The 25546-nt window shown below is 64.6% G+C and carries 24 protein-coding genes; 8 read left to right on the top strand and 16 right to left on the bottom strand.

Going from position 1 to position 25546, the window contains the following annotated elements; all coding sequences use genetic code 11:
* Positions 1–58: 58 nt before the first annotated feature.
* The 8 genes from EOB49_RS10545 to EOB49_RS10510 form a co-directional block, all read right to left on the bottom strand.
* A complete protein-coding gene (locus EOB49_RS10545; protein WP_127321079.1) occupies positions 59–1003 on the bottom strand; it encodes an acetamidase/formamidase family protein in 945 nt (314 codons plus the stop codon).
* Positions 993–2636: an ABC transporter substrate-binding protein gene (locus EOB49_RS10540; RefSeq protein WP_127380922.1), complete on the bottom strand. Its 1644-nt coding sequence runs from the start codon at positions 2634–2636 to the stop codon at positions 993–995. Before EOB49_RS10540 ends, EOB49_RS10545 begins: the two co-directional genes overlap by 11 nt.
* Before the next feature lie 34 nt (positions 2637–2670).
* Entirely contained in the window at positions 2671–3591 is a 921-nt protein-coding gene (locus EOB49_RS10535; RefSeq protein ID WP_127380921.1) for an ABC transporter permease, read from the bottom strand.
* A complete protein-coding gene (locus EOB49_RS10530) occupies positions 3588–4454 on the bottom strand; it encodes an ABC transporter permease (RefSeq protein WP_206516809.1) in 867 nt (288 codons plus the stop codon). The genes EOB49_RS10535 and EOB49_RS10530 overlap by 4 nt, the downstream gene beginning before the upstream one ends.
* A gap of 19 nt (positions 4455–4473) precedes the next feature.
* Positions 4474–5091: an ANTAR domain-containing protein gene (locus tag EOB49_RS10525; protein WP_127268207.1), complete on the bottom strand. Its 618-nt coding sequence runs from the start codon at positions 5089–5091 to the stop codon at positions 4474–4476.
* Positions 5088–6182 carry a transporter substrate-binding protein gene (locus tag EOB49_RS10520; protein WP_127380920.1) on the bottom strand — a complete coding sequence of 365 codons (1095 nt, stop codon included), beginning with the start codon at positions 6180–6182 and terminating at the stop codon, positions 5088–5090. The genes EOB49_RS10525 and EOB49_RS10520 overlap by 4 nt, the downstream gene beginning before the upstream one ends.
* A gap of 176 nt (positions 6183–6358) precedes the next feature.
* The gene (locus EOB49_RS10515; protein WP_127328068.1) at positions 6359–6856 is read right to left on the bottom strand and encodes a hypothetical protein; all 498 of its coding nucleotides are present in this window, start codon (positions 6854–6856) and stop codon (positions 6359–6361) included.
* A gap of 163 nt (positions 6857–7019) precedes the next feature.
* On the bottom strand, positions 7020–7889 hold the full coding sequence (locus tag EOB49_RS10510; protein ID WP_127380919.1) for a helix-turn-helix domain-containing protein: 870 nt from the start codon (positions 7887–7889) through the stop codon (positions 7020–7022).
* 92 nt (positions 7890–7981) lie between these two features.
* Here EOB49_RS10510 and EOB49_RS10505 point away from each other — a divergent pair, with 92 nt between their 5' ends.
* Both EOB49_RS10505 and EOB49_RS10500 read left to right on the top strand, forming a co-directional pair.
* The gene (locus EOB49_RS10505) at positions 7982–9526 is read left to right on the top strand and encodes a 4-hydroxyphenylacetate 3-hydroxylase N-terminal domain-containing protein (RefSeq protein ID WP_127380918.1); all 1545 of its coding nucleotides are present in this window, start codon (positions 7982–7984) and stop codon (positions 9524–9526) included.
* 6 nt (positions 9527–9532) lie between these two features.
* A complete protein-coding gene (locus tag EOB49_RS10500) occupies positions 9533–10042 on the top strand; it encodes a flavin reductase (RefSeq protein ID WP_127328062.1) in 510 nt (169 codons plus the stop codon).
* Between the two features lie 75 nt (positions 10043–10117).
* On the opposite strand, the gene EOB49_RS10495 is transcribed toward EOB49_RS10500, so the two are convergent.
* The 6 genes from EOB49_RS10495 to EOB49_RS10470 form a co-directional block, all read right to left on the bottom strand.
* On the bottom strand, positions 10118–10774 hold the full coding sequence (locus EOB49_RS10495) for a methionine ABC transporter permease (protein ID WP_127380917.1): 657 nt from the start codon (positions 10772–10774) through the stop codon (positions 10118–10120).
* Positions 10755–11852: a methionine ABC transporter ATP-binding protein gene (locus EOB49_RS10490; RefSeq protein WP_127380916.1), complete on the bottom strand. Its 1098-nt coding sequence runs from the start codon at positions 11850–11852 to the stop codon at positions 10755–10757. The genes EOB49_RS10495 and EOB49_RS10490 overlap by 20 nt, the downstream gene beginning before the upstream one ends.
* 90 nt (positions 11853–11942) lie before the next feature.
* Positions 11943–12797, bottom strand: a complete 855-nt coding sequence (locus EOB49_RS10485; RefSeq protein ID WP_127380915.1) for a MetQ/NlpA family lipoprotein — start codon at positions 12795–12797, stop codon at positions 11943–11945.
* Positions 12798–13048: 251 nt separating this feature from the next.
* Complete coding sequence (locus EOB49_RS10480; protein WP_127380914.1) at positions 13049–14536, bottom strand: aldehyde dehydrogenase; 1488 nt, start codon at positions 14534–14536, stop codon at positions 13049–13051.
* Complete coding sequence (locus tag EOB49_RS10475; RefSeq protein ID WP_127380913.1) at positions 14533–15726, bottom strand: cytochrome P450; 1194 nt, start codon at positions 15724–15726, stop codon at positions 14533–14535. Before EOB49_RS10475 ends, EOB49_RS10480 begins: the two co-directional genes overlap by 4 nt.
* A 56-nt stretch (positions 15727–15782) precedes the next feature.
* A complete protein-coding gene (locus EOB49_RS10470; RefSeq protein ID WP_127380912.1) occupies positions 15783–17231 on the bottom strand; it encodes an APC family permease in 1449 nt (482 codons plus the stop codon).
* 173 nt (positions 17232–17404) lie between these two features.
* Between EOB49_RS10470 and EOB49_RS10465 the strand changes: the two genes are divergently transcribed.
* Genes EOB49_RS10465 through EOB49_RS10440 form a run of 6 tightly spaced genes read left to right on the top strand, consistent with a single transcriptional unit; the run spans position 17405 to position 23835 of the window.
* Positions 17405–18175 (top strand): IclR family transcriptional regulator, encoded by a 771-nt coding sequence (locus EOB49_RS10465; protein ID WP_127266749.1) that lies wholly within the window; start codon positions 17405–17407, stop codon positions 18173–18175.
* Positions 18175–19452, top strand: a complete 1278-nt coding sequence (locus tag EOB49_RS10460; protein ID WP_127380911.1) for a Tm-1-like ATP-binding domain-containing protein — start codon at positions 18175–18177, stop codon at positions 19450–19452. Before EOB49_RS10465 ends, EOB49_RS10460 begins: the two co-directional genes overlap by 1 nt.
* Complete coding sequence (locus EOB49_RS10455) at positions 19449–20117, top strand: HAD-IA family hydrolase (RefSeq protein ID WP_127380910.1); 669 nt, start codon at positions 19449–19451, stop codon at positions 20115–20117. The genes EOB49_RS10460 and EOB49_RS10455 overlap by 4 nt, the downstream gene beginning before the upstream one ends.
* Positions 20118–20138: 21 nt before the next feature.
* Complete coding sequence (locus EOB49_RS10450; protein WP_127380909.1) at positions 20139–21488, top strand: aminotransferase class III-fold pyridoxal phosphate-dependent enzyme; 1350 nt, start codon at positions 20139–20141, stop codon at positions 21486–21488.
* Between the two features lie 35 nt (positions 21489–21523).
* Positions 21524–22816 carry an aminotransferase class III-fold pyridoxal phosphate-dependent enzyme gene (locus EOB49_RS10445; RefSeq protein ID WP_127380908.1) on the top strand — a complete coding sequence of 431 codons (1293 nt, stop codon included), beginning with the start codon at positions 21524–21526 and terminating at the stop codon, positions 22814–22816.
* Complete coding sequence (locus tag EOB49_RS10440; RefSeq protein WP_127380907.1) at positions 22813–23835, top strand: phosphotransferase; 1023 nt, start codon at positions 22813–22815, stop codon at positions 23833–23835. The genes EOB49_RS10445 and EOB49_RS10440 overlap by 4 nt, the downstream gene beginning before the upstream one ends.
* A gap of 27 nt (positions 23836–23862) precedes the next feature.
* Here EOB49_RS10440 and hpaH read toward each other — a convergent pair whose 3' ends face one another.
* Both hpaH and EOB49_RS10430 read right to left on the bottom strand, forming a co-directional pair.
* Positions 23863–24669, bottom strand: coding sequence for a 2-oxo-hept-4-ene-1,7-dioate hydratase (gene hpaH / locus EOB49_RS10435; protein ID WP_127380906.1), 807 nt, complete (start codon positions 24667–24669; stop codon positions 23863–23865).
* A complete protein-coding gene (locus tag EOB49_RS10430; protein WP_127380905.1) occupies positions 24666–25541 on the bottom strand; it encodes a fumarylacetoacetate hydrolase family protein in 876 nt (291 codons plus the stop codon). Before EOB49_RS10430 ends, hpaH begins: the two co-directional genes overlap by 4 nt.
* Between the last annotated feature and the right edge of the window lie 5 nt (positions 25542–25546).

Here is a 25546-nt window from a genome sequence, read left to right as displayed (position 1 = left end):
CCCCCCTTGAGGGGGAGATGTCCGGCAGGACAGAGGGGGGTGCAGCGCCGACTTGACATCATTCAAACACGCAGCGCGGAAAATAGAACGACACCACCCAGTTCGGCATGTCGACGATCTCGCTGATCCTGAGATCGCCGCACACAGAGGCCAGCATATAGGCTTCGACCGGATCGATCTTGTACCTCCCGGCGAGCAGATCGACCATCTGCGCGACCGCTTCCCTGGCGCCCGCCATCAGGTCCGGGCCGATGCCGGTCGTCACCTCATAGCCCTTGGCGTCGAGATGGCGCGTCACCGGGCCTGGCGTGGTGAAGCGCGGCGTCTTCAGCCTGGCGTCCTTGACCAGATCGAGCTTGAGCACGACGTCCATCGGGCTTTCGATCGCCGTGCCGCAAACCTCGCCGTCGCCTTGCGCGGCATGGGTATCGCCGACCGAAAACAGCGCGCCCGCCACTTCCACCGGCAGATAGAGCGTGGTGCCGGCGGCGAGATCGCGAATGTCGAGATTGCCGCCGACGCGCCTTGGCGGGACCACCGAGTGGTGGCCCTTTTCCGCCAGCGCGTTGCCGATGGTGCCGGCGAAGGGTTTCAACGGCACCCGCGCATTTTTGCCGAACAGCGCCGGCTCGAGCGAGGCAGCGTCGTATTTCCAGATGTTCAGCGCCGGCTCCTTGAAATCGTCGGCGAGCAGCCCGAAACCGGGAATGTTGGCCGTCCAGCCGAAGCCGGACGGTTTGAACATCTCGATCGTCACCTTCAGCGCGTCACCCGGCTCGGCGCCCTCGACGAAAATCGGCCCGGTCACCGGATTGACGGTGGCGAAGTCGAGCCTGGCGACGTCGGCGACCGTGCTGTCGGCCTGCAACTGGCCGCCGGAGGAATCGAGGCACTGGAACTCGATGGTCGAGCCGGGCGCCACCCGCTCGGCCGGGACAAACGAATTGTCCCAGCCGAAATGATGTTGGCGCCCGTGGATGGTGTAGTCGCAGTTATTGCACATCTTTTACGTACACATTGTCGTAGTTGATCGGGATATGGACCGGGTCGACATAGAGGTTGTCGGCGCCGCCCATGCGCGCCGATTTCATGGTGAAGCGCTGCTCGTTGAAGACCGGCGCCCAGGGCGCGTCTTCCATCACCTTGTCGTAGATGGCGCTCCACATCTTGTCGCGCTCGCCGGCCTTGGCCGGGTCGACCACCGAGTCGGCCTCGGCCGCCTTGGCGTCGAGATCCTTGTTGCAGTACCACGACCAGTTCCAGCCGCCCGGTACCGCACCGGCGCAACCGAGGATCGGGCCGTAGAAGTTCGACGGGTCCGGGAAGTCGGCGATCCAGGCCATGCCGCCGGACCAGATCATCGGTGCGCCGGCCTTGTCGCCGCCGGCGGCAATGACATTGGCCTGCGCCAGCGACTGGATGCTGGCCTTGATGCCAATCGCCGCCAGATCCTGCTGGATCGCCTGGGCGATGCGCGGGTTGGGGTCGGTGTTCATGGCGAACAGCTGGGTTTCGAAACCATCGGGATGGCCGGCCTCGGCAAGCAGGGCCTTGGCCTTGGCGACGTCATAGGGATAGCCCTTGTACTCCTTGTCGTAGCCCGGCATCGACGGCGGCAGCGGCTGGTTGGCCGGCACGGCGCGGCCGTTGATGATCTGGATGATGCGCGCCTTGTTGATCGCCATGTTGACCGCCTGGCGCACCTTCACATTGTCGAACGGCGCCATGGTGGTGTTCATGGTGACATATCCGGTGTGCAGCTGGCCGCCTTCGACGACGCGCGCCTTCTGCTCCGGATCGGCCATCACCTCCTGGAATTTTGCCGGCGGAATGCCGTCGCCGGGCACGTCGATCTCGCCCTTCTGCAGGCGAAGCAGCGCCACGATCGGCTCCTGGCCGATCTCGAAAGTTATCTTGTCCAGATGCGGCAGGCCCTTGTGCCAGTAGTCCGCATTGCGCTCGAAAACGATGCGCTGGCCGAGTGTCCATTCGGCGAGCTTGAAGGCGCCGGTGCCGACCGGATGCTTGCCGAAATCGGCGCCGTATTTCTCGACCTCTTCCTTCGGCACGACATGCGAGAAGTTGATGGCCATGACATGCAGGAAGGTGGCGTCGGGGCGGGTCAGTTCGAACTTGACCGTGTAGGGGTCGACGACGGTGACGCCGGAGAGGCTCTCGGCCTTGCCGGCGGCGACATCGTCATAGCCCTTGATCGAGCCGAAAAAGCCGGCGCCGGGGCTCTGGGTCTTTGGATTGGTGACGCGGTCGAGCGAATATTTCACGTCGTCGGCGGTCATCTCGCGGCCATTGTGGAATTTCACGCCATGGCGCAGCTTGAAGGTGAAGGTCTTGCCGTCGGGCGCTATCTCGTAGCTCTCGGCAAGGTCGGGCTTCAAATTGGTGGTGCCAGGTTCGTAATCCATCAGCCCGTCGAACAGGCTCTTGATCATCGACCAGTTCTGCCAGTCATAGCCGATCGCCGGATCGAGCGTGGCGACATCATCCTTGTAGGTGATGGTGATGGCGCCGCCCTGTTTGGCGTTCGGATCGACGGTGTCCTCGGCGCGAACACTTGTCATGCCGAGCATCAGCGCCAGCGCCGATGCCGCTACCGTGGATGCGAGAAACTTTTTCATTTTTATGTTCCCTTTCTCTGTCTGGTTTTCATTTTCATCTGAGCTTGATGCGGGGGTCGATGAAGGGCGCGATGACGTCGGCCAGCAGATTGCCGAGCACGATGGCGAAGGCCGAGACCAGGGTGACGCCCATGATGATCGGGATGTCGACGCGCTGGATGGCCTGCCACGCCAGCTGGCCAATGCCAGGCCAGCCGAACACGCTTTCGACGACGACAATGCCACCCATGAAGATGCCGATGTCGATGCCGATCATGGCGATGACCGGCAGGATGGCGTTGGGCAGTGCATGGCGGAACAGGATGGCTCGCCGCGCCAGGCCCTTGGCGCGGGCGGTGCGGACATAATCCTGGCGCAGAACGTCGATCATCGACGAGCGCATCATGCGGGCGTACCAGCCGGCGCCGAGTATGCCCATGGTCAGCGACGGCAACACGAGATGGCGCCAGGTGCCGTAGCCGCCGATCGGAAACCAGCTCAGCCGCACGGCAAAGACGTAGAGCAGCAGCAGGCCGACGACGAATTGCGGCGCCGAGACGCCGACGAAGGAGGCGACCATCAGCGTCTGGTCGGTGGCGGTGCCGCGCTTGACGGCGGCGATCAGGCCCATGCTCAGGCCGAGCAGCAGCTCGCACAGGATGGCGCCGACCATCAGCAACAGGCTGGCCGGCAGCCGCGAGACGATCAGCTCGGTGACCTCGGAGCGCTGGATGTAGGAGCGGCCGAGATCGCCGCTGACGAGCTTCGTGAGATAGCGCCAGTATTGGACGATGAAGGGCTGGTCGAGGCCGAGCTGCTGGCGGATGTTCTCGACCGTCTGCGGCGTGGCGCTGCGGCCGGCGATCTGGCGCACCGGGTCGGCCGGCAAGAGATAGAGCAGCGCGAAGGTGATCAGCGAGACGCCGAGCAGGATCAGCAGCGACTGGATCAGGCGGCGGCCGAGATAGGCGATCATGCCCGGCCCCTTTGCGTCGGATCGAGGATGTCGCGCAGCGCGTCGCCGATCAGGTTGAAGGCCAGTGCCAGCGCCAGGATCGCCGCACCGGGGAAGAACACCAGCCAGGGTGCTGCCTGGAAGTAGGTCTGGTTCTCGAAGATGATGTTGCCCCAGGACGCGGTCGGCGGCTGCACGCCAATGCCGAGGAAGGAGAGCGTCGCCTCCAACAGCACCGTGGTCGAAATGCCGAGCGTGCCCCAGACGATGATGGTCGGCAGGAGATGCGGCAGGATGTGGCGAAACAGGATGCGCGGTGCGCTCGCCCCGATGGTGCGCTCGGCGTCGATGAACTCGCGTTCGGCGAGCGAAGAGGTCTCGGTGTAGATAACGCGGGCGGTCTGCACCCAGTTGACCAGGGCGATGACCATAGCGACGATCCACAGGCTCGGCTCGAACACCGCAGCCAGGCAAATGGCGAGCAGCAGTGCCGGAAACGCCATCATCAAATCGGTGAAACGCATCAGCGCGCTGCCGATCCAGCCGCGGAAATAACCCGCGGTAACACCGACCAGCGTGCCGATGAACAGCGCCACGCCATTGGCGACGATGCCGATGATCAGCGAGGTGCGGGCTCCGTAGAGGATGCGGGTCAACAGGTCGCGGCCGAGCAGGTCGGTGCCCAGCCAGAATTTTGCATCCGGCGGCAAGGGCGAGCCCTCGATGGTCAGGCCGTCGAACATCTGCTCGTTGGGATCGTAGCCTGTCAGCCATGGCGCCAGCACGGCGCCGGCAACGACAATGGCGACGATCACCAGCCCAAGCAGTGCCAGACGGCGCCTGACCAGCCGGCGCCAGACGCCGGCGCGCGGCTTGACCGGCATGCGCCCTGGCGCGGTGAGATCAGGCGCGATGGGACTGGTCATCGCCGCCTTCTTCCCCCGTTGCTTCTTCACTTGTCATGGCCACGATCCGCCGCGCGGCATCCTCGACGCTGATCTGCCAGCTCATCGCCAGCGAGCGAAGCTGCGCATAGGCGCGGCCGTCATCGGCGCCTTTCGCCAGTGCCGTCACCGCGCGCACGATGGTCTGGCGCTCGGCGACGCGCTGGCGAAGCGAGGCGATTTCGCTGGCCAGGTGTTTTCGCGCCTCGAAACTTTGCCTTGCGATCAGCAGTGCGCTGTAGACGCCGGCATTGCCGACCGGCTTCAAGAGTTGGGCGTCGGCCTTGTGCGACAATGCCCATTCGATGCGGCCGGGCGCCTCGGAGCCGATCAGCGCCACCAGCGGCATCGGCGCTTCGCCCGGCTTCCACGGGAATTGCTCGTCGAAGCCGAGATCGGCGTCGAAGAAGACGAAATCGGCCGCCAGCGCCTCGGGCGGTAGTTCCGGCCAGCAGTCCAGCGTGATCAGGCCGATGGCCGACAATTGCCTGGTGATCGCCTGCACCGTCGGGTGCGGACGGTGCAGGATGAAGGCCCTGGCGCCGCCGAGATTGGGGATGCGTGGGGTTCTCGTCACGACACCACCCTCAGGCGCGGGCGGCCGAATGTTTTTGCCGGGTCGTAGCGCGACAGATACGGGTCTGGCGCGACTTCGTCCTCGCGGCTGACGACCTCGAAGAAGCCATCCGCGATGCGCCCGATGATCACCGGCAGCGTCGCGTGCTGGGAATGCGCGTCGATGGCGATCGGCCCGAGCCGGGTGGAGAAGCGGCGTTCTGCGAAGGCTCTGGAAAATTCCGCCGGACCGGCTTCGGGATTGCTGGAGAGCACGTCGGCCATCACCTGCACGGAGGCATAGGCGGAGGCCTCGAAAGACGAGGCGAAGGCGGCCGGCCGCGGCGCGAAGTACGGCCCGACCGACAGGTGCCCTTTCCCGGATTCGCCGATCGCCGGCAGCTCTCCTTCGGTGAGGTTGCAGGAGATGACGGGACAGGTTTCCGGGCGGAAGGCAGGATCCTCATTCCCGAGATCGCGATAGGCCGCCAGGAAGGCGTAGGAAGAGGTGCCGATCAGGTTGTTGAGGATGAAGTTCGGCCGTGTGGCACGGATCTCCGCGATCAGCCGCGACACATCGGTCTCGCCGATGCGCAGATAGCGTTCGCCCAGAACCTTGCCGCCGGCATCCGCGATCAGGTCGCGCGCGACGCGGTTCATCTCCCAGCCCCAGATGTAGTTCGAGCCGAGCAGGAAACCGTTGGCGCCGAAACGCGGCACGACATGCGCCATCAGAGGCACCAGATGCTGGTTGGGGCAGGCGTGCATGTAGACGACGTGCTCGTTGGCCTCGAAGCCCTCATAGGGGCAGGCGTACCAGAGCATGCCGCCCGCCTTCTCGAGCACCGGAATGGCTTCCTTGCGGCTCCACGAGGTGACGCAGCCGACGACATGGCGCGCGCTGCTGGTCCTGAAAATATCCTCGCACAGCGTCGCGTAGCGGTCCGCATTGCTTTGCGGATCGCGCTCGACCGGCACCAGTTCGATGCCTGAGCTGCGATCGGCGTTGATGTCGGCGATGGCGCGCATGGCGCCGATGCGGCACGCATCGGAGACGAGCTGATAGCTCCCCGAGCGGGAATACAGGATGCCGATCTCGATACGCCGTTTCAAACAGATCCCCAAAATGACAATGCCTCGCAGCCAGCGCCGGAAGGGCGAGGCATACGAGGCATTCTTGCCGCCCGGCGATCAGAGCCGGTATTTTGCGCTAGCCTATTCTGTCCGGCGGGTCAGTCAAGCCCTCAACGATATTTGCGTGACCGTCATCGCCGTTTCGCTGCCGCCGGCTATCTGGCCGATCTGGCCGCCGGCCTCTGACCGTGTTGACGCGCATAGGTCACGCAGGCGTCCACCGTGCTGACACAAAGCGCGTCGCGCCTGTTCGGCAAATTGTTGTCGCCGGCATAGGCAACTTCGGCGACGCGGCCGTCGACCATGCGAATTTGCGTGTCGCAATAACCGCCGGGAGCGACATTGACGGAGCCGCCGACCGCCGGGATCGCGCCTACCGCGAGAGTCGGAACCACAATGCTGAGATTGCCGCGCTGGACGATGCGCTTGTAGGTCCAGATCTGGCCCGATCGGCCGGCGTCGGCGGTGGCGGTCGGAAACCCGGCGCACATTCGAACATCGGCTTCGCTGAGGCCGACCATCTCCTTGCGGGCGGCCGCCGCCGTTGGATCAACCTTGGCGATACGCGACGCATCGTCGGGAACGACGCAGGAAGACTGGATGCCAACGAAGAGAACAGGTAGGGCAAGCTTTTGAATGCAGGAAAATATCATGCCGACCGTCAGATTGGTCCGATGTCAGATTTGCGTGGCGCCCGCCGCTCCTTTCTACCTAGGCAGACAGGCGAAGGGATCAACCCGTTCGGCTTCACGAAAAAGTGGCTGTGGCTGCAACATCGAGGATTTGCGCGTCACGGGGTCTGCATTTCGCGCAGGATCAATGGTCCAGCAAGTGCTTCCGGCGCCAGGCGGCGGGCGCTTCGCCGACCCGCGCGCGAAAGAACCGTGAAAAATACGCCGGGTCGTCGAAGCCGATCTCGTAGGCGATGTCCTCCACCGTGCGTACGGTGAACAGCAGCAGACGCTTGGCCTCCAGCAGCCGCCTTTCGCTGACGACCCGCTTGACGCCGGCACCCAGAACCGCATGGGCAGCCTTGTCGAGAAGATGCGGCGTGGTGGCCAGCGCCTCGACGTAGCGATCGACCGGCCAGTTGTCGCGGAAATGCGCGTCGGCGAGCCGACGCAGGCCCCGCGCCAGCGAAGCATCGGAAGAGGCGGCGGAGGCGGTCACGCCGGGGCTCAGGCGCGCAATGTGGGAGAGTGCGACTGCGATCAGCGCCGGCAGGACCCTGTCATTGCCGGCTTGCGCCTCGGCATATTCGGCGGCGATCATCTCCAGCACCGCCGCCAGTCTCGCCCACGCTGCGTGTCGTGGCAGACCGTCGGCAAAGACCGGCCTGTCCAGCGGCAGCAGGCTGTGAGCGGCGATGGCCGCGAGCGCGCCGTCGGCGACCGAGACGACGATGGCGTCGGTGCCGGGTCCGATCGAGAAGCCATGCACGACATTGCTCGGCACGAAGCTGACGGCGGGCGCCGAAAAGTCCCAGGTCTGGTCTTCGATGCGATAGGCACCGGAGCCGCTGGTCCAGCAGGTGATCTGGCCCATCTGCGGATGTTTGTGCGCCGCGACCTGACCAAGATGGATGTTGCTGCGCGCAAGCACCGTCTCGACATGCAGAAAACCGACATCGAGCGGCCTCACCGGCTCGCCATAGACGAAGAAGTCGGGGATGGAATTCTGGCTCATGGCGCCTGAAAAAGTCCAATCGGTTTTGCCGTTCCGTCCATAACCGATGCATGTCCAAGGCGCTAGTGTTGCGACTCAAGAGGAGGACCATCATGCGATCAGAAGACTTCCGCACTGATAAGGCACGGCCGTTCACCGGGGCCGAGTATCTGGAGAGCCTGCGCGACGGCCGCGAGGTCTATATCAATGGCGAACGCATTGCCGATGTCACCACGCACCCGTCGATGCGCAATTCGGCGCGGTCGCTGGCGCGCCTCTACGATGCGCTGCATGATCCCCTGCGACGGGACACGCTGACCTCGCCGACCGACACCGGCTCGGGCGGCTACACCCACAAATATTTCCGCGTCGCCAAATCCTCTGGCGAACTCGCCGCCCAGCAGACGGCGATCGCCGAGTGGTCACGCATGTCCTATGGCTGGATGGGGCGCACGCCCGACTACAAGGCGGCGCTGATGAACACGCTCGGCGCCAATGCCGACTGGTACGGGCCGTTCAGGGACAATGCGCAGTCCTGGCACAGGCGTGCCCAGGAAGCCGCACTGTTCATGAACCATGCCATCGTCAATCCGCCGATCGACCGCCACAAGCCGGCCGAACAGGTGAAGGACGTCTTCGTCCACATCACCAAGGAGACGGATGCCGGCATCTATGTCTCCGGCGCCAAGGTGGTGGCGACGTCCTCGGCGCTGACCCACTACAATTTTCTGGCGCAGGGCTCGGCGACGATCACTGAGGATCCGTCGCTGTCGGTGATGTTCATCGTGCCGATGAATGCACCGGGGATAAAGATGTTCTGCCGCGTCTCCTACGAGCAGACGGCCAACACGGTGGCGGCGCCCTTCGACTATCCGCTGTCGTCGCGCTTCGACGAGAACGATGCGATCCTGGTGCTCGACAATGTCTTCATCCCCTGGGAGGACGTGCTGGTGCTGCGCGATGCGCAGAAGATCCTGTCCTTCCACCCGGCGTCCGGCTTCATGCATGGCTATTGCTTCCAGGGCTGCACGCGTTTCGCCGTCAAGCTCGACTTCCTCGCCGGCCTGCTGGCCAAGGCGCTGCGCGCCACGGGCGGCGATGCTTTCCGCGGCAACCAGGCGGCACTGGGCGAGGTCATCGCGCTCAGGCACATGTTCTGGAGCTTTTCCAACGCCATGGCCTACAACCCGATCCCGTGGGCGAATGGCGCGGTGCTGCCCAATCTGGAAGCCGCGCTCGCCTACCGCACCTTCATGTCGGAAGCCTATCCGCGCGTCATCGACACCGTGCGCCGGGTGATCGCGTCCGGGCTGATCTACCTGCCGTCGTCGGTGCGCGACTTCAACAACCCCGAGATCGACAAGTATCTGGCGCAATATGTGCGTGGCTCCAACGACATGGGCCACATCGAGCGCATCAAGATCATGAAGCTTTTGTGGGACGCGACCGGCACCGAGTTCGGCGGCCGCCACGCGCTCTACGAGCTCAACTATGCCGGCGCGCCGGAAGAGGTGCGGCTGCAGGTGCTGAAAGGAGCTGAACGCGGCGGGCGGCTGAAGGCGATGGAAGAGCTCGTCGACACCTGCATGGCCGACTATGACGAGAATGGCTGGACGGGCGATACCTGGTTCAATCCGTTTGTCTCAACGGCCGAGTGAAACCAGATGGCCACGCAGATTTCGAAAGCCGATTTCCGCGATGCCATGGCGAGGGTCTGTGCGCCGGTCAACATCGTCACCACCGATGGCCCGGCAGGGCGCGGCGGCTTCACCGCCACCGCCATGTGCAGCGTCTCCGACGAGCCGCCGACGCTGCTGGTGTGCATGAACGGGCGCTCGACGCAGGCCGCCATGTTCCTGTCCAACCAGCGCTTCTGCGTCAACGTGCTGACGCATGACCACATGCATCTGGCGGGAAAATTCGCTGGCGCGGCCAGGGACATGGAGGCACGCTATGCCTCGGCGCGCTGGCAGACGCTGACCTCCGGCACGCCAGCACTCTCGGATGCGATCGTCAATTTCGATTGCGAGATCGAGACTGTACATGTCGTCGGCACACACAATGTCATGATCGGCCGCGTCATCGACGTCCGGCACGGCAGCGGCGGCTCGGCCCTGCTCTATGTCGACCGCAGCTATACGCAGCCGACGCGGCTGGGCAGCTTTGGCGGGTGAAGCCGGGCGTCAGACGGTTTGGTGGCGGGGAGGCCTCCGCCTATCCCGTACGCGGCCGTGCCATCAGCCAGTCTTTCACCCTCGCCGATCCAGCCTCGCCACCAGCCGGTCCCCCGCCCACTGGATGCCGCAGACCAGGATGATCAGCACAATGACCACCGCGATCATGACGGACGTCTCAAATCGTTGATAGCCGTAGCGGATGGCGAGGTCGCCGAGGCCGCCGGCGCCAATGGCGCCGGCCATGGCCGAGGCACCGATCAGCGTCACCAGCGTCACCGTGAAGCCGGCGACGATGCCGGGCAGGGCTTCCGGCACCAGCACCTCGCGGATGATCGTCCAGCGGTTGCCGCCCATGGCGCGCGCCGCCTCGATCAAGCCACGGTCGACCTCACGCAACGACACTTCGGCAATGCGCGCGTAATAGGGCGTGGCGGCGATCGACAGCGGCACGATGGCTGCCCATGTGCCGATCGAGGTGCCGACGATCAGCCGCGTCACCGGGATCAGTGCCACCAGAAGGATGATGAAGGGCACCGAACGGAAGCCGTTGATGACGGCGCCGAGCGCCCGGTTCACCCACAGGCTTTCGGCAATCCCGCCGCGTTCGGTGGCGATCAAGGCCAGGCCGAGCGGCAGGCCGAAGACCAGCGAGATGAAGCCGGAGGCGGCTGTCATCAGGACGGTTTCCCAAATCGAACGCAGCAGAAGCTCAAACAGGATCGGCGACATGGCCAAGCACCTCCACCCGCGCCTGGCGGGCCTTCAGGAATGTGATGATGTCAGCGAGATGATTTACATCGCTGCCGGGAACCGAAAGGAACAGCGTGCCGACGGGCTGCTGCTGGATATGGTCGATGCCGCCATGGATGAGGCGGAAGGCGCCTGGAACAGCCGTGGCAAGGTCGGACAGCAACGGGCCGCGTGCCGCATCACCGGCCACGTCGACGCGCAGGATCGTCTCCGCGCCGGCCGCCGGCAGCAGCCGGGCCGCCAGTTCGGCTGGCAGCTGTGGCCGGATGGCGCCGAGCAGGCTTTTTGTGATGTCTGATTGTGGGTCGGCAAATACCGACCAGACCGGCCCTTGCTCGACGATGCGCCCGGCGTCGATCACCGCAACGCGGTCGGCGATCGAGCGGACCACCTCCATCTCATGGGTGATCAGAAGGATGGTCAGCCCAAGCTGCCGGTTGATGTCCTTGAGAAGGGCGAGGATGGAGCGCGTTGTTTCCGGATCGAGCGCCGAGGTGGCTTCGTCCGACAAGAGCAGCGCCGGGCGTGCTGCCAGCGCCCGGGCGATGCCGACACGCTGCTTCTGGCCGCCCGACAGCGACGCCGGATAGGCTTTTGCCTTCTCGGACAGGCCGACGAGGTCGAGCAGTTCGGCGGCGCGCTTCAGTCGCTCGGCCTTCGAGCGGCCCTCGATCTTCAGCGGCAGCGCCACATTGTCTTCGACGGTCTTGGCCGACAGCAGGTTGAAATGCTGGAAGATCATGCCGATGCGCCGCCGCAGCGGCTGCAGCTCGCGCTCGCCAAGCCGGCTGATCTCTCGGCCTTCGATGAACACCTCGCCGGAGTCAGGCCGTTCCAGCCCGTTCAGGCAGCGGATCAGCGTCGACTTGCCGGCGCCGCTGCGGCCGATGATACCGAGGATCTCGCCCTTGCGCACGGTCAGCGAGATGCCGTCGAGCGCCGCTGTCACACCGAAGCGGCGCTTCAGCTCGACGAGGCGCACGACGTCCTGAGACGCGTCGGGCCGGGCATGGATCGGATCGGCGGTTTCTCCGGATGCCGTGATATGCTGGTTCATGAATGTTCCTGTTCCCGAAAACGCAATCGCGGCCCGCGCCTGAGCGCGGACCGCTGTTGCTCTCGAACCGGCTTCCGGTCGACGATCGGATCAATAGGCGCTGAGGCCGGTGCCCTTGTAGACCTTGTCGAACTCGGCCTTCACCGCCTCGTTCTGATAGGAGGCGACCAGCGTCTTCACCCAGGCTTCGTTCTCGTTGCCAGCCTTCACCGCGATGAAGTTGCGGTAGGGATTGTCGGCGATCGGCTCCTGCGCGATGCGGTTTTCCGGCGTCAGGCCGCTTTTCAGCGCCCAGTCGGTGTTGACCACCGCCGCGTCTAGATCCTCGACCGAGCGGCCGACAATGCCGGCGTCCAGCTCCTTGATCACCACCTTCTTCGCGTTCTCGGAGATGTCGGCGGTGGTGGCGAGAATGCCGGTGCCGTCCTTCAATTTGATCACGCCCTCGTTCTGCAGCACGCGCAGCGCCCGGCCTTCATTGGATGGATCGTTCGGCACGCCGACGACCGCGCCCTCGGGCAGGTCGGCGACTGCTTTGTACTTCTTCGAGTAGAGGCCGATCGGCCACACGCCGGTATAGCCGACGCGCACGATATGATACCCTTGAGTCTTGATCTGGTTGTCGAGATAGGGCTGGTGCTGGAAGGCGTTGGCGTCGATTTCGCCGCGCTCCAGCGCCTCGTTGGGCTGGGTGTAGTCGTTGAACACCACGGTCTCGATGGCGAGTCCCTTTTCGGCGGCTTGCGCGACGACGACGCGCCAGACATCTTCGTCCTCACCGCTGATGATACCCACCTTGATCGCCTTCTTGTCCTCGGCGAACGATGCGCCGGGCGCCATCAGGCTGCCGATCGCCACGGCCGAGGCGAACAGCAGAGCAAGGCCACTGCGCCGGTTGACGGTTGACCCCGGGGAAGATGGCAAAGTGTTCTTGAAGTCGGACATGATTGATCTCTGTGGTTTGAAGTCATGGCAGCGAGGCGGATTGCCTAGCCTTGGTCACATCCTCAGAAATTCTATCAAGTTTATCAAAGAACGCCTTTCGCCGTTCTCGCCAAAGCCGGGAATATTCTCTCAAAATTTTCGGGTGAGTGAGAACGAGACGCCATTGAATCGATCGCCGCGGGCTACGATGCGATCCGCTGCGCTTCGGAAGTAAGATCGGACTCTCGGAAAAACCGGCGCTGACGTCAGGCTCAAAGCGCGATCCACGCCGTCTTCAGGTCCAAATATTTCTCCAGCGCGTGAAGCGACTTGTCGCGGCCGAAACCGGACTGTTTGACGCCGCCGAGCGGCACGGTGATGTCGGCGCCGCCATAGGTGTTGACGTGGACGACGCCGGCATTGATGGCGCGCACCATGCGGTGTGCTGTGGAGAGGTTTGATGTCCACACTGCCGAGGCGAGCCCGTAGACGGTCGAATTGGCAAGCCGCACCGCCTCCTCCTCGGTCTCGAAGCGGATGACGCCGAGCACCGGCCCGAACACCTCCTCGCGCGCAAGCTGCATGTCTTGCGTGACATTCTCGAAGATCGTCGGCGCCATGTAGCTGCCGCCGGTCTCGGTCAGAATCCGCTCGCCACCGGTGACCAGCTGGGCGCCTTCTTCGGTGGCCCTGGCGACGAAACCGAGATTCTTGTCCAGCTGTTCGGCGCTCGACACGGCGCCGACATCGCTGGTGAGATCGAGCGGATCGCCGACTTTGAGCCGCGTGGTTGCCGCGACAAGTTCGTCCATGAACCGATCATAGCCCGCTGACTGGACCAGAAGCCGCGAGCCGGCGACGCAGACCTGGCCGGAATTGCGAAAAATGCCGTTGGCCGAGAGGACGGCCGCCTGTTTCAGGTCGGGAGCATCGGCAAAGACGATGTTGGGCGACTTGCCGCCGAGTTCGAGGAAGACGCGCTTCAGATTGGAGCGAGCGGAATATTCGAGCAGCCGTCGACCGACCGGCCCCGAGCCGGTGAAGGCGATGGCGTCGACATCCATATGCAGGCCGAGCGCTTCGCCGGTGACCGCGCCACGGCCGGTGACGACATTGAGCACACCGGCGGGAAGTCCGGCCTCGCTTGCCAATTCGGCCAACCGCAGCAGCGTCAGCGAAGCGATTTCCGGCGGCTTGACCACCACGCAATTGCCGGCGGCAAGTGCGGGCGCGATCTTCCAGGCGCCGATCATCAGCGGGAAATTCCACGGCACGATGACGCCGACGACGCCGAGCGGCTCCTTGTGGATCAGTCCCAGCACATTGTCGGCCGTCGGCGCGATCTCGCCATAGACCTTGTCGATCGCCTCGGCATAGTAGCGGATGGTGCCTGCCGCCGACAGCGGTTCGGCCTTGTAGGCCATGCCGATCTCGGTGCCGTTGTCGCGCACGCCGAGCACGGCGAGCTCGTCGGCATGCTTTTCGACCAGCTCGGCGAACTTCGTCAGCACCTTCTTGCGAAAGGCCGGCGCTGATCGCGACCACGAGCCCTTCTCGAACGCCTTGCGCGCCGACTTCACGGCGCGGTCGATATCGGCGGCGTTGCCGTCGGCGATGCTGGCGAAAGGTCGGCCGTCGATCGGCGACGTCACCGGCAGGCTTGCGCCGCTTGTTGCCTCGATCTGCACGCCATCGATGAACAGGCCCCGTGCGCCGATCTCCGTCCTCCGCAGCGTGTCGATGGCATTCTGACTGATCATGGGTGACGGACTCCCAGGCAAACATGCAATGTGGTTGGCGCGCGGAATTCCCAGCCGCGAAACACCGGCTCCTTGCCAGGCACAAGGCTGAGATCGGGGAAGCGCAGGAGCAACAGCCTTACCGCAAGGCACATCTGCTCGCGTGCGAAAAACCGGCCCGAACAGAAATGATGGCCGAAGCCGAAAGCGGCATGGTTGCCTTCGTCGCGGTTGATGTCGAAGCGGTCTGGATCGGCAAAGCGGCTCTCGTCACGGCTTGCCGAGGAGACAAGTGCGGCAACCGCGGCACCGGCTGGAATCGTCACGCCGCCAAGCTCGACCGCCCGTGTCGTCTGCCGCGTCTGGGTGCCGATCGGCGCCACCCAGCGCAGGCCCTCGTCGACCGCTTTGGGCACGAAGGTCTCGGGATCGGCGAGCACCTGCCGCATCTGCTCGGGATGGGCCAGCAGACCGGCCAGGATCGAGCCGGCGCCATGTCCGGGCTCCTGCATGCCGCCGAGCAGGATGACCTTGATGCTCGGCATCAAAAAATCGATTGGCCGCGTCGTGCCCTCCGGCATGCCGTCATGTAGCATATGCGACAGCGCGGAATCATCCGGCGTGTGGACAAGCCTTTCCAGCGTCGGCAAGATGGCGTCGCCGACCTCGGCACTGATCGCGTCGGCGATCTCCTGCCGCTTCGGGTCGTTCTCGAAATTGATGGCACCCTGGGCAAGGCCATAGAACCAGCGGCGCAGCGTCGGCATGTCGATGTCGGCAAGGCCGAGCGAGCGTGCAAGGCTGAGCGTCGACACCGGTTCGAAATAATCGGCCGTGAGCTCGGCGGAGCCCTGGTTGGCGATCCGGCCGAGAAAAGGTTCGGCAATCGACCGCACGAGGTCGCCGGCATAGGCGGCGACGGTGCGCGGCCGGTATTTCGGATCGACGCCTTGGCGCAGCTGTTTGTGCGTCTCGCCATCGGTGGTCAGGATGGTGGGCTTGCCGAAGGAGCGCTCGACCGGCGACGAGCCGACGACGGCGGAGAAGATGTCGGGCGACTTGGCGACGCTCTCGACATCCTTCCAGCGGGTGACGAACCACAGATTGACCGCGGGCACGAAAGCGACAGGCGCACTGCGCCTGAGCTCTGCATAGATCGGATAGGGATCGGCTTCCAATGCCTCGACGGTTATATTTTCGGCAAAGCTCAAATCCGCCACTCCCCTGTGGTGTAAGGGCGGCGTGGCACGCCGCCCCTTTGCTTTTCTCAATCTTTCAGCGGCTGGCCGAGGTTTTCGAAGGCTATGGGATCGCGGCTCTTCAGCGCGCTGGCCAGCAGCAGGCCGACGATCGCGGCGATCAGCACCAGCCCCGGCAGGAACACGCCGAGAAAGCCGCCGGCCCCGGACAGGCTGCCGAAATTGATGACGATCAGGTAGATGATGATGACGAAAGCGATGAAGGTCAGCCCGGGCAGAATGGTGGTCTTCAGCGCGTTCTCCTGGGCTGCCGGCTTGGCGCGGAAGAACATCACCACGGCAAGCGATGCCACCGCCATCATGACGATGACGCCGAGCGTCGCGACATTGGTCAGCCACGAAAACAGCGCCAGCACCGGATCGAGGCCGAGCACGGCGAACAGGCCGACGACGACCGCGGCGAGCACGCTCTGGATGACGGAAGCGACATGCGGGCTCTGGTGCACCGTATGCGTCACGCCGATCGTCTGCGGCAACAGTTTTTCGCGGCCCGAGACATAGATATAGCGCGCAACCGCATTGTGGAACGCCAGCACGCCGGCAAACAGGCTCGACATGAACAGGATGCTCATCGCCTGCGACAGCATCGTTCCGGCGTAGCGGTCGGACAGGCCGAACAGGAAGGTCGTCGGATCCTGCAGCCCCTGCAGCGTCGGCAGCAGCTTGTCGACACCGGCGCCGACCGCCATCAGCCATGCTGTGAGCATGTAGAAGACGCCGATCAGCACGACCGAAAAATAGGTGGCGCGCGGAATGGTGATCTTTGGATCGCGGGCTTCCTCGGCATAGATCGTCGTCGCCTCGAAACCGATGAAGGCGGCAAAGCAGAACAGAATGGCGATGGCCGGCGAGCCCGATGTGATCTGGCTCCAGCTGAACGGCGCCGCCGACAGGCCGCTATCGCCGCCGGTCTTGAGGATGGCGATGTCGAGGACCAGAACCACAAGATATTCGCACAGCACCAGCACCGTCAGGATCTTGGCGGAGAGGTCGACCTGCCGATAGCCGAGCACGGCGACCAGCGCGATGGCGATGAAGCTCCACGCCCACCAGGGCAGGTTGATGCCCCAGCCGGCGAACAGGCCTGATGTCGCGGCGCCGAGCAGGCCCATGACCCCGATCTGCATGGCATTGTAGGACAGGATGGCGATCAGCGCGGTGGCGCCGCCGGCCATGCTGCCGAGGCCGCGCGCGGCATAGGCATAGAAGGCGCCGGCATTGCCGACATGGCGTGACATGGCGACATAGCCGACCGCGAACAAAAGCAGCAGGATGGTGACGATCAGATAGGTGCCCGCAAAGCCGGCGCCATTGCCCATCAGCATGCCGAGCGGCGTGCCGCCGGCGACGGCCGTGAGCGGGGCGGCCGCCGAAATCACCATGAAGGTGATGGCGCCGACGCCAAGACTGTTCTTGCGCAGCCTGTTGGCCGGCGCCTGTTCTGCAACTGCTGTCATCGATCCCTCCTGTTTGCAAACCCTTGAGTTCGCCGGCCGAATGGCCTGTCCCATGCACTCTGGCGGTTGGTTCATTATTTGAATCGTTATTTTGAATATAGACTTGCAAACAATGCCGATGCCTGTCAAGTTAATTCACACGTTAAATGATTGTCCCGAACCGGGAGGCAAATTTGAGTACGGTCGGAAAAGCGATCTCGCTTCTGGAGCTGTTCAGCGTCGACGAGCCCGAGCTCGGCCTGTCCGATCTGGCGCGCCGCTCGGGCTTCGACAAGGCGACGACACGGCGGCTGCTGGTTGCGCTGGCCGGCCATGGTTTTGTCGAGCAGGATATCGGCACGCGGCACTATCGCCTCGGCGCCGGCCTGTCGCGGCTGGCGCGCATCCGGGAGGCGCGCTTTCCCTTCCTGCAGACAGCCGTTCCGCTGGTGCGGGACCTGGCAGCATCGACGGCCGAGACCGTGCATTTGTCGGAATTCGGCGTCGACAGGCTGGTCACCGTCCATGTCGAGCATCCGGCATGGGCGAACCGGGTCAACATCGACATCGGTCAGTTGCTGCCCCTGCATTCGACCGCGTCGGGCATCGCCTATCTGGCCTTCGCCCGCGACGAGACCGTCAAGGCGTGCCTGACGGGTTCCCTCGACGCTTTCACGGCCCATACGCTGATCGAGCCGGCCGCCATCTCAAGATGCATGAGCGAGGCGCGCGAGCGCGGCTATTCGATCTGCGACCAGGGCTATGAGGAAGGTGTGATCAGCGTCGCGGCGGCAATCCGCGGGGCGGATGGCTTTGCGCTCGGCACCATCGCGGTGGCGGCGCCAAAGGCCAGAACGACGGCAGCCGCGATCACAGAGCGGGGACTTGCCGTGAGGGAGGCGGCACGGGAGATTTCCATGCGCCTCAACGGCGAAAACCTGCAAATCTTGAGGAGGCAGGCCTGATGCCCTCGGAGACAGCGCCCCGCATCCTGGTCATCGGCACGGGCGACACAAAGGCCGAAGAGCTGCTGTTCATGAAACAGTGCATCGAGCAGTCAGGCGGCAGCGCCGTGATGATGGATGTCAGCGTGCTGGGCGACCCGCCCTACAGCCCGGACCACGACAAGCATGCCGTGGCCCGGGCCGTGGATGTGACGATCGCCGAGATCGTCTCGAGCGGTGATGAGAACACCGCCATGACGCTGATGGCCGGCGGCGCGGTGCAGCTGGTGCGCAAGCTCCATCAAAACGGCGAGATCGACGCTTTCATCGCCATCGGCGGCTCGATGGGGACAGATCTGGCGCTCGACGTGGCGCTTTGCCTGCCGCTCGGCGTGCCGAAATTCGTCGTCTCGACCATCGCCTATTCGCACCTCATCCCGCCCGAGCGCGTCGCGCCCGACCTGATGATGATCCTCTGGGCGGGCGGGCTGTACGGCCTGAACAGCATCTGCAAACTGGTCCTGTCACAGGCCTGTGGGGCGGTCGTCGGCGCGGCCAGGATTGTGCTGGAGGCCCGCATGTCGGCTCCGGCAATCGGGCCGACCATCGGCATGACCTCGCTCGGCAGCAGCTGCCTGCGCTACATGAAGACGCTGAAGCCGGCGCTGGAACGGCGCGGCTATGACGTTGCCGTCTTCCACACCACCGGAATGGGCGGCCGCGCCTTCGAATCGATTGCCGGTCAGGACCATTTTTGCGCGGTGTTCGACTTCAGCCTGCAGGAGATCACCAATCATCTCGCGGGTTCCGTCGTCAGTTCCGGTACCGACCGGCTGGAGAACGCCGGCGCCCGCGGCATTCCGCAGATCGCCGCACCCGGGGCGGTCGACATGGTCGATCTGCCGACCTGGCAGGATTTGCCGGCTAAATTCTCGACGCGGCCCTTTCATGCCCACAACAGGCTGATCGCGTCGATCACCGTCGATGCCGACGATCGTCGGCAGGTCGCCAGGACCATCGCCGCCAAGCTCGGCGCCGCGAAAGGCCGCTCCGCCTTCATCCTGCCTACCGGCGGCATCCAGGAATGGGACGTGCAGGGCGAGCCGCTCTATGAACCCGAGGCTCTCGCGGCCTTCGCAGATGAAATGCGCAGGGCTATTCCCGCCGGGGTCGAGTTCCACGAGATCGACGCTCACATCAACAGCGACGACTTCGTCGGCAAGGCGCTCGAGATATTCGACCGCTGGGTCGAGGAAGGCATCGTCCCGCGCGGCAAGGCCAAGGGAGTGGCAGCGTGAGCGCTGTTCCCGCCCAGGCGCTTGTCCTTGATTTCGGCGGCGTCGTCACCCGGACGCTGTTCGAGACGCATGCCTTGACCGAACAGGCGCTCGGCCTTGCGCCGGGAACGCTGCAATGGCGCGGGCCGTTCGATCCGGATAGCGATCCGCTGTGGCGCGCGATGCAGGCCGACGAGATCAGCGAGCGCGACTACTGGCGCTCCCGCACCAGTGAGGTCGGTCGGCTGGTCGGCGAGGACTGGCAGGCGATGGAGACCTTCGTCCAACGAGCGCGCGGCGCCGAGCTGGAAAAGGTGGTGCGGCCCGAGGCCGACAGCGCCATTCGCACGGTGCATGCGGCGGGTTTTCGGCTGGCGATCCTGTCAAACGAACTCGACCTGTTCTACGGCGCCGATTTCCGCCGGCGGCTGCCCTTGCTCGGCCTCTTCGACCTCATCGTCGACGCCACCTATACCGGCATCCTCAAGCCCGATCCACGCGCCTATGCCTTCGTCACCGAGGCGCTCGGCCTTGCGGCCGGCGCTTGCGTCTTCGTCGACGACCAGCAGCGCAATGTCGATGGCGGCTGTGCTGCCGGCATGCGCACGGTTCATTTCGACGTCGCTCGCCCGGCTCATTCCTATGCCGAGGCCCTCGGTCATTTCGGCCTCGTCCCAGTTGCCTGAGATTTTTTTGCGGAGTCCTCCATGCGCGACATCAATTTTCTCACCGAAACCAACGCCAAGCCGATCTGGCACCCGATGGCGCATCCGGCCGAGATGCGGGCCAACCCGCCAAAGGTGATCATGAAAGGCGAGGGTGTGATGGTCACCGACATCGCCGGCAACACCGTGCTCGACGCCGTCGGCGGCCTGTGGAACGTCAATCTCGGCTACAGCTGCGACCCGATCAAGCAGGCGATCGCCGACCAGCTTTCGGCGCTGCCCTATTATTCCGGTTTTCGCGGCACCTCGACAGGACCGTCAATCGAACTCGCCTACGAACTCTGCGAATGGTTCGAGCCAGAAGGCATGGTGCGGACCTTCTTCACCTCGGGCGGCTCGGATTCGGTCGAAACGGCACTTCGGCTGGCCAGGCAATACTGGAAGATCCGCGGCCAGGCCGACCGGACAAAATTCCTCGCCCTGAAGAAGGGCTACCACGGCACGCATTTTGGCGGCGCGTCGGTTAACGGCAACGCAAATTTCCGTCGCAACTACGAGCCGCTGCTGCCCGGCGTCTTCCACATTCCCGCGCCCTGGACCTTCCGCAACCCGTTCGATGAGACCGACCCAGTGCGGCTGGCGAAACTGTGCGCCAAGGCACTGGAGGACGAAATCGCGTTCCAGGGCGGCGACACCATCGCCGCTTTCATCATGGAGCCGGTTCTCGGCGCCGGCGGCGTCATCGTTCCGCATGAGAGCTTCATGCCACTGGTGCGCGAGATCTGCGACCGCCATGAGATCCTTTTGATCGCCGACGAGGTGGTGACGGGCTTCGGCCGCACCGGCGCATGGTCGGGTTCGCGTCTGTCCGGCGTGAAGCCGGATTTCATGACCATCGCCAAGGCGATCACGTCAGGCTATTTCCCGCTCGGCGCGACCTTGATCGGCGGAAAAGTCGCCGATGCCTTCGAGGCCGACAAGACCAGTTTTGGTGCGATCGGCCACGGCTATACCTATTCCGGCCACCCGGTCGGCTGCGCGGCGGGTCTGGCGGCGCTTGCGGAGACCAAACGGCTTCGCCTGAACGAGAACGCGGCGGCACGGGGCGTCGAACTCGCGGCCGCGCTGGAGGGGCTGAAGGCCAGGCATGCGATCGTCGGCGATGTCAGGTACAAGGGCTTGATGGCGGCGCTGGAGTTGGTGTCGGACCGCACGACGAAAAAGCCGGCCGACAAGAAGACCATGGCCGTGGTTTCGGAGGCCGCCTATGAGGCCGGCGTCATGCTGCGTGTGTCTGGCAACACCATCATCCTGTCGCCGCCGCTCATCATCAACGCCGCCGATGTGACGAAGATCGGCGAAGCGCTGGATGCAGGCCTGGCGAAGGCCTGACGGGTTAGCTGGCCACAACGGAGTTTCAAGACGCAATGAGCCAATCACAAGAGGCACTGGTTAGCCGGCGTTCCCGCCTGCTCGGCGAGAAATCGCAATTGTTCTACGACGAGCCCGTGCATCTGGTTCGCGGCGAAGGCGTCTGGCTCTACGATGCCGACGGCCGCAAATATCTGGACGCCTACAACAATGTCGCGCATGTCGGCCACTGCCACCCGCATGTGGTCGAGGCCCTGTGCCGGCAGGCCGGCCTGCTCAACACCCACACGCGCTATCTGCACACCGCCATCCTCGATTATGTCGAGCGGCTGACCGCGACCTTCAATGCCAGCCTGTCGTCCGCCATCCTGACCTGCACCGGCAGTGAGGCCAACGACATCGCGCTGCGCATGGCGCAGGCCGCAACCGGCCGCATGGGCATCATCGCCACCGACGCCACCTATCATGGCAACACCACGGCGGTTTCGCAGCTCAGCACCCGCATGCCGCCGGTCGGCGGCCGTGCCCGCCACGTCAGGCTGGTGCCGGCACCTGACAGCTATCGCCAGCCGGATGCGATGGCCAACGGCAAAGCCTTTGGCGACGCGGTGCGCGAAGCCATCGCCTCGCTGGAGCAGGATGGCATCGGCCTGTCCGGCATCATCCTGTGTCCGCTGCTCGCCAATGAAGGCTTTCCGACGCTCCCATCCGGATTTTTCGACGACGCGATGCGCGCGGTGCGGGGCGCCGGCGGACTGGTCATCGCCGATGAGGTGCAGCCCGGTTTCGGCCGCACCGGCAGTCATTTCTGGGGCCACCAGCGCGCCGGCTTCGTTCCCGACATCCTCACCATGGGCAAGCCGATGGGCAACGGCCATCCGGTCGCCGCGGTGGTCACCACCAAGGACACATTGGCGACCTTCCGCAACGCTTTCCGCTACTTCAACACCTTCGGCGGCAACCCGGTTTCCTGCGCGGTGGCGAATGCCGTTCTCGACGTCATCGAGCAGGAAGATCTCGTCGCCAACGCGCGTAATGTCGGCGCCTATGCGCTTGGGCTGCTGCGCCCGCTGGCGGATCGGCATGAATGCATCGGCGAGGTCAGGGGTGCCGGCCTGTTCTTCGGCGCCGAACTGGTTCACGACCGCGAGACCCGTGAGCCGGCGCCCGACATCGCCGAGCAGGTCGCCAACCGCATGCGCCAGCGCGGCGTGCTCATGGGCAAGACCGGCATCCACGGCAATGTGCTGAAGATCCGCCCGCCCATGCCGTTCTCGCGCGACAATGCCGACGTCCTGATCGGCGTCCTCGACGAGGTGCTGGGTGAAGTCGGCGGAGTGAAGGCGTGAACGCTGTTTCCACGCAATCCGAGCCCGAGACGGCAGCCGATGTCACCGAGCTTGCCAAGCGCGCGCTCGAACATTGGGGCATTCGTGAGGGTGAGCCGGAGCTGCTGAAATTCCGCGAGAACGCGGTGTTTCGCGTCATCTTGCCAACAGGCCAGCCGGCCGCCATGCGCATTCATCGGCTTGGCTATCACACGGACGCCGCCCTGCGCTCGGAACTGCAATGGATGGGCTTTTTGCAAGCGGCCGGCATCGCCACGCCATCTGCGGTCGCCACGCCGGCCGGCGATCTGTTCGTGCTTGTCAGCGCCAACGCCTCAGTGCAACCCCGGCAAGTCGATTGCCTGAGCTGGCTGGAAGGCCGCGCCGTCGGTGCGCGAGGCGTGCCGCTGGATTTTACGCCCGAGCAGGCAAGACGGGTCTTTACCGCGATGGGCCGAACCATCGCCCACATGCACAATGTCACGTCTGCCTGGACGCCGCCCGCCGGCTTTGCCCGCCATGCCTGGGATTTCGATGGCTTCTTCGGCGCGAACCCGAATTGGGGCCGCTTCGAGACCTCGCCCTTCCTCGACGGCCCTCATCGCGAGCTGGTTTTCCAGGCGCGGGAAAAGGCCGTGAAGGTGCTGTCGGAGCATGAACGCAGCGCCCGCAATTTCGGCATCATCCACGCCGATCTGGTGCGCGAGAATGTGCTCGTCCATGACGGCGCGATCCGCATCATCGACTTCGACGATTGCGGCCATGGCTGGCACATGTACGACCTTGCCGTCGCGCTCTACCAGAACCGCGATGAGGCGATCTATCCGCTGATCGAGGCCGCTTTGCTCGAGGGCTATCGGCAGGAGCGGGCACTGACCGCGCGCGACATCGCCGCGCTGCCGCTGTTTTCGGCGTTGCGTGCCTTTGCTTTCCTCGGTTGGGTGCAGAGCCGCGTCGAAGGCGACATCACCAGGGATGTCGGCCAGCGTATGTCGGCCATCGCAGCCGATGTGGTGATTGCCTATCTGCGTGGCGAATAGGGCCGATCGATAAGAACTGGCGGGTCATCAGCCCTTCGCGAAATGGATGCTGACCGTGCCCGAACTGCCGAAATCGGCGACGATCGTGTCGCCGGGCCGCGCCTCGACCGGGCGCACGAACGATCCAGAGAGCACCACCTCGCCAGCCGCGATCGACATGCCGTAGCGGGCGAGCCTGTCCGCCAGCCAGGCGATGCCCATGGCCGGGTGGTTGAGCACGCCGGCGCCGAGCCCGGTTTCCTCGACCTCGGCGTTGCGCGAGACGATGGCACCGATCCAGCGCATGTCGGCCTCATCAGGACGTTGCCGCCGGCCGCCGATGACGATGCCGGCATTGGCGGCATTGTCGGAAATCGTGTCGAAGAAGGTGCGCACCTTCTTCGTCTCGGCATTGACGCGCTCGATGCGCGTATCGAGGATTTCCAGCGCCGGTGTGATGTAGTCGGTGGCGTGGAGCACGTCGGAGATGGTCACGCCGGGGCCTTTCAGCGGCGCCTTCATGACGAAGGCGATCTCGGCCTCGACGCGCGGCTGGATGAAGCGGCCGGCCGGCACCGTCGCGCCGTCATGGAAGAACATGTCGTCGAACAGCACGCCCGAATCCGGCGTGTCGATGGCAAGCGCGTACTGCATTGCCTTCGATGTCAGCCCGATCTTCCAGCCCTTCGGCTTCAGCCCGGCATCGATCTTGCGCGCCACCAGCGCCGCTTGCACGCGATAGGCGTCCTCCATCGTCGCATCGGGAAAATCGAGGCTGAGCAGACGGATCTGGCGGCGCGACCGCTCGGCCTCGAACAGCCGTGCCGCGGCGTCCTCCACCTGTTCCGGGGTCATTGCGCTGCCTCGTCGACGACACCGTTTCTGAGCACGCCGATGCCTTCGGCCTCCACCTCGATCACGTCGCCGGGCTTCAGCCAGATCGGCGGCTCGAAGCGGGCGCCGGCGCCGGCCGGCGTGCCGGTGACGATGATATCGCCCGGCACCAGCGTGGTGAAGGTCGAGATGTAGTTGATGATCTTGCGGAAGGAAAAAATCATCCGGCTGGTGCGGTCCTGCTGGCGCAACTCGCCATTGACGCGGGTGGTCAGCGCGATATCGGCGATCTGCGCCTCTTCGCTGAACGGCACCAGCCATGGGCCGATCGAGCCGCTGCGGTCGAAATTCTTGCCTTGCGTGACGTTGAACTTGGCATGCCGCACCCAGTCGCGGATGGTGCCTTCATTGCACAGCGACAGCGCCGCGATATGGCCGAGCGCGTCGGCCTCGGCAATGCGCCGGCCGGCCTTGCCGATGACGATGACGATCTCGCCCTCATAGTCGAGCTGCGGTGATTCCGGCGGCCGCACCAGCGGCGCGCCATGGCCGACGAAAGATCGGGGGAAGCGGATGAACAGTGACGGGTTGGAGGGCGCCGCCTGACCGTCCTTGTACTCCTCGTTGCGGTCCGGATAGTTGACGCCGACGCAGATGATCTTTTCCGGTGACGGGACCGGGATTTCATAGGCGATGGCGTCGAGCGGGAAATCTGGGGCGAAGGCCTCGGCCGCTTCCGCCAGCCGCCGCAAGGCGCCGGCCTCGATCACTTCATGCAGCGTCGGCCATTGGCCGTGGCGCGCCGACAGGTCGACGACGCCCTTGCCGGTGACCGCGCCATAGCGCGCCTTGCCGCCGACGGTGAAGGTGGCGAGCCGGCCATGTCCAGTCATCCGTG

The sequence above is a fragment of the Mesorhizobium sp. M7A.F.Ca.MR.148.00.0.0 genome, from assembly GCF_003997735.1.
Classification (GTDB): Bacteria; Pseudomonadota; Alphaproteobacteria; order Rhizobiales; family Rhizobiaceae; genus Mesorhizobium.
The sequence above is the reverse complement of the archived record's forward strand: the minus strand, read 5'-3'. Positions and strand labels throughout refer to the sequence as shown.